We start from the raw sequence: 3,177 nt of genomic DNA, 5'->3' as shown, positions 1-3,177 counted from the left end.
GGCGCGCAACATCCAGCGCATCGGCACGCTGCTGCTGGCGCAGGAGGCCGAGGAGGCGCGGCGCGAGCGGGAACGACAGCGCCGACGACGCGCGGCTTGACCCTTTAGATCGGGCCGGACGCCTCCTCCGAGGGGAGTGGTGCGCCTGCCGCATGGCGGTGATGCGAGTCGTTCTCATTTAAGCGGCTTGATTGCGCGAATGGGCATCGAATGAGGCTCGATTGAATACACTTGACCCCGGTCGCCATTCAGGACGGGGCGCGGGGACGGGAAAAAACGGGGTTTTCGGTCGGGCACTAGCTTGCTCCGGAAACTTGACGCGTACCGATGTAAACAAGGACGAGAAATCGCTGGACATAAAATGACCATCTAATCAGCGCCTCCTTATCTGGAAATACCGAAAGCCTTCTAAAAATGGGCAAGCGAACGGAATCCGCGCGAGGCCGAACGGATTCAAATGCTCAAAGGCTGGATCGTCCTCCTCATTGAACTCGTCCCCGTCAACGCTCGGAACTTGTTCGCCATCGAAAAAATTCCGCACGACGCCGACGGCTGTCAGCACCATCAGCGACGCAAGACCCGCATCGGCATCGATCGCGAACGCCGCGACGATCATCAACGGCACGGCGAGCATCCACCGGACGCGCCGCGGGATGGTCCGCAAGGCGCGAAAGACGTGTTTCGGTTTCATCATCAAGACCCTCTCTCCACTGCCCCCGACCCTTTGAGCCGTCGCAGCCCGTCCATCACCACATCGTAATCCACGGTGGCGCGATTACCCGCCTTGCCCTCGTAGTAGCTTTGGTTCGACGCGTCCATCGGGAGTCCGGCCCAGACTTTGGACAGTCGATAATTGAACGTCGCGTCGTCGATGCTCCCGCGCTGCCAGCCGTTGAAGCCTGCATCGCGCATCAAGACCAGCCCCATCCGGTCTTGAAGCTCGGGCGTGAACGGCTCGCTGCCCGAGAGACCCATCCGCACCGCGAGGCGAACCAGGGTGTCGTCGAGGATCTGATAGCGGCCGATCGGAGAGCCACCGCGGGTCTTCACCAAGTCCTTCTGCAGATCGCGGACCCGATCGAGCGTCAGCGTCGACAGATCCACCGCATTCTGGCCGGCGTTGCCGTACCAGGCATTGTAGTTCCCGCCGGACTCGGCGCTCGCGATGATGTCCAGCACCCCTCCGGCCGCACCGCCGACGGTCGATGTCGCCGCCCCCGTCCCCGCGTCTGCCGAGAGTTGGGTCGGAGTTTCGGTCGGCGTCGGTGCTCGACGCAACCCTAACGCGGATTGTTCAGTTTTTTTTTCCGTCGCTGCTCCGTGGCGGTTGTAGTTTCCGATCAGACGAAGGTCGGTGTCTTCCCGCGAGACCGCCGCGCGCTCGATCAACTCGGCGATGTGTTCACCCCGAGCCCCGCCCCCGGCTTCCGCGACCACCGCAGCTCGGGCGGCGAGCTGCGCCTGCCCGGGCAGGTCCGCAAACACCGATCCGGTGGACTCCCGAAACAGGTCGTGTTGGGCGGATGTCAACCCGAATCCGGCGACCTCCTGCATCCGTGCCGCCACGATGGTGTCGACGGCCTTGGTCCAGCCGGCTTCTCCGCCGGCAGCCGTTTTTCCGGCCGCGACCGCGTCCGCAACACCGCCCCCGCCGGCCAAGGTGGATCCGAACGCCTTCGCGGCCGCGACCGTCCGATCCAGACTCCCGCCCGCGCCGGCCGCCGTCAGGGTCCCGACCTCGGCCGCTTTGATCAGGATCCCCCCGACCTCGTTGTGAAGGGTCCGTGCCGCGGAGCGCGGCAGGATGGCCTGCCGATCGATGAGCGCACCGAGCCGGTCGCGGTTCTGCGCACGCACCTCCGCCTCGTGCTCCTCTCGGCGGCTCGCAACCGCGTCGCGACTTCGGTCATGGAATTGCGCGACGGCGGACGGATCGCCGGCGCTGCCCGCGATGCGCCCGTGCGCGTCGATCTCGCCGGGCAACCCGGCCACCCGTGCGCTCGGATCGCTCACCCCGGCCCGCTCGAAGGTCTCCCGTGCCGAGCCGAAGCGCGGCGCTCCGTCCGCAAGGCCGGCGTGACGGTTCGGATCGCTGTCGGGTCCGGGTCGATGGGTCCCGAAGAGATCCCCCAGAATGCCGTACCCCGCTTCCTTCGCGCTTTGTGCCTCGGCCGGGCTGAACGTCCGCGTGGTGGCACCCTCCGCATGGCCGATCAGGAGTGCGATCCCGGCCGCCGCCTGCGCGGACTCCGCCGTCATGTTCTTTGCGTACGCCCATGATCCCGCCAGGGTCTGGTGATCCCCGGCGAGGTTGCGCCGATCGATCTCCTGCATCACCCGCGTCATCATCGCCGGATTCCCGGCGATGGCGTGACCGATTTCCGACGCTCCGAAGCGACCCATCGCACCGTAGCGGCTCTCCATGGACCGTGCACGCTCCAGCGAAAGCGATGTGGTGACGACATCGTCGGCGGAGCGGGTCAGGCGCGCGCTCTCCTCGTCCGTGAGCCGTTGCGAGAACACGTTTCGCCGTCCGGTCTGTTCGTCGCTCTTGATCGACTCGGCCAGGCGGGCCTCGAACCCCGCGTCACCCGTGACGCGTCGGGAGATCTCGCCGGCAAGGGAATCGGCGATCGTCTTCTCCACACCGTAGGTGCGCTGAAGCTCGCCCGAGATCGACGCCTTCCCGCTGCGTCCTTGATCGTTTCGCCCCCCCGACAGACCGCCCGCCAGGGTCGCCGCGATGCCCGAGCGCGACACCTCGTCCTGTCGGTAGCCCGAGGCGATCGATTCGGCTTCGGCCAGGAGTGTCTTATCCGTCGCACTGCCCGTCGCCGCATACTCCCATCCCTTGGAGTGCGCATCGAAGCTCTCGCCCGACCGGGAGGCCGTCGCGCTCGCGGCCGCACCCAAGGCGGACGAAAAGCTGGAGCTGGCCTGCTGCACGGCCTGCTCGCCGGAGCGCACGCTGTCCTGCATGGAACGCCCGACATCCGCCGACCAAAGCACGGAGTTGGCGTTCGGCGTCGTCGTGCAGGTGAGCGGGGCGTGGGTCTTGAGCGACCCCATCGACAAGGCGGCCGCGGGATTCACGACATCGGGGCTCGCGATCTTCTCGTTGATGTGGTCGCCGCCTTGCAGGCGTCCCGCCAAATGGGTCGCGGTCACCGCCGAGCC

Annotated in this window: 2 protein-coding genes; both read right to left on the bottom strand. The window is 66.6% G+C overall.

Annotated features, from left to right (window positions below; translation table 11 throughout):
- Positions 1 to 373: 373 nt before the first annotated feature.
- Entirely contained in the window at positions 374 to 694 is a 321-nt protein-coding gene (locus VLR48_RS10445; protein WP_325291727.1) for a hypothetical protein, read from the bottom strand.
- On the bottom strand, positions 694 to 3,177 hold a 2,484-nt coding region (locus tag VLR48_RS10440; protein WP_325291726.1), incomplete at its 5' end, for a TraG domain-containing protein. The genes VLR48_RS10440 and VLR48_RS10445, both read right to left, overlap by 1 nt.

Origin of the sequence: Thiocapsa sp., assembly GCF_035467215.1 — a bacterium.
Taxonomy (GTDB): domain Bacteria; phylum Pseudomonadota; class Gammaproteobacteria; order Chromatiales; family Chromatiaceae; genus Thiocapsa.
This window is presented reverse-complemented; position numbering and strand designations above follow the sequence as displayed.

Bases quoted from the DNA above. Each gene is read 5' to 3' on its own strand.
- VLR48_RS10445 (WP_325291727.1), bottom strand. From the start codon at position 694: ATGATGAAACCGAAACACGTCTTTCGCGCCTTGCGGACCATCCCGCGG.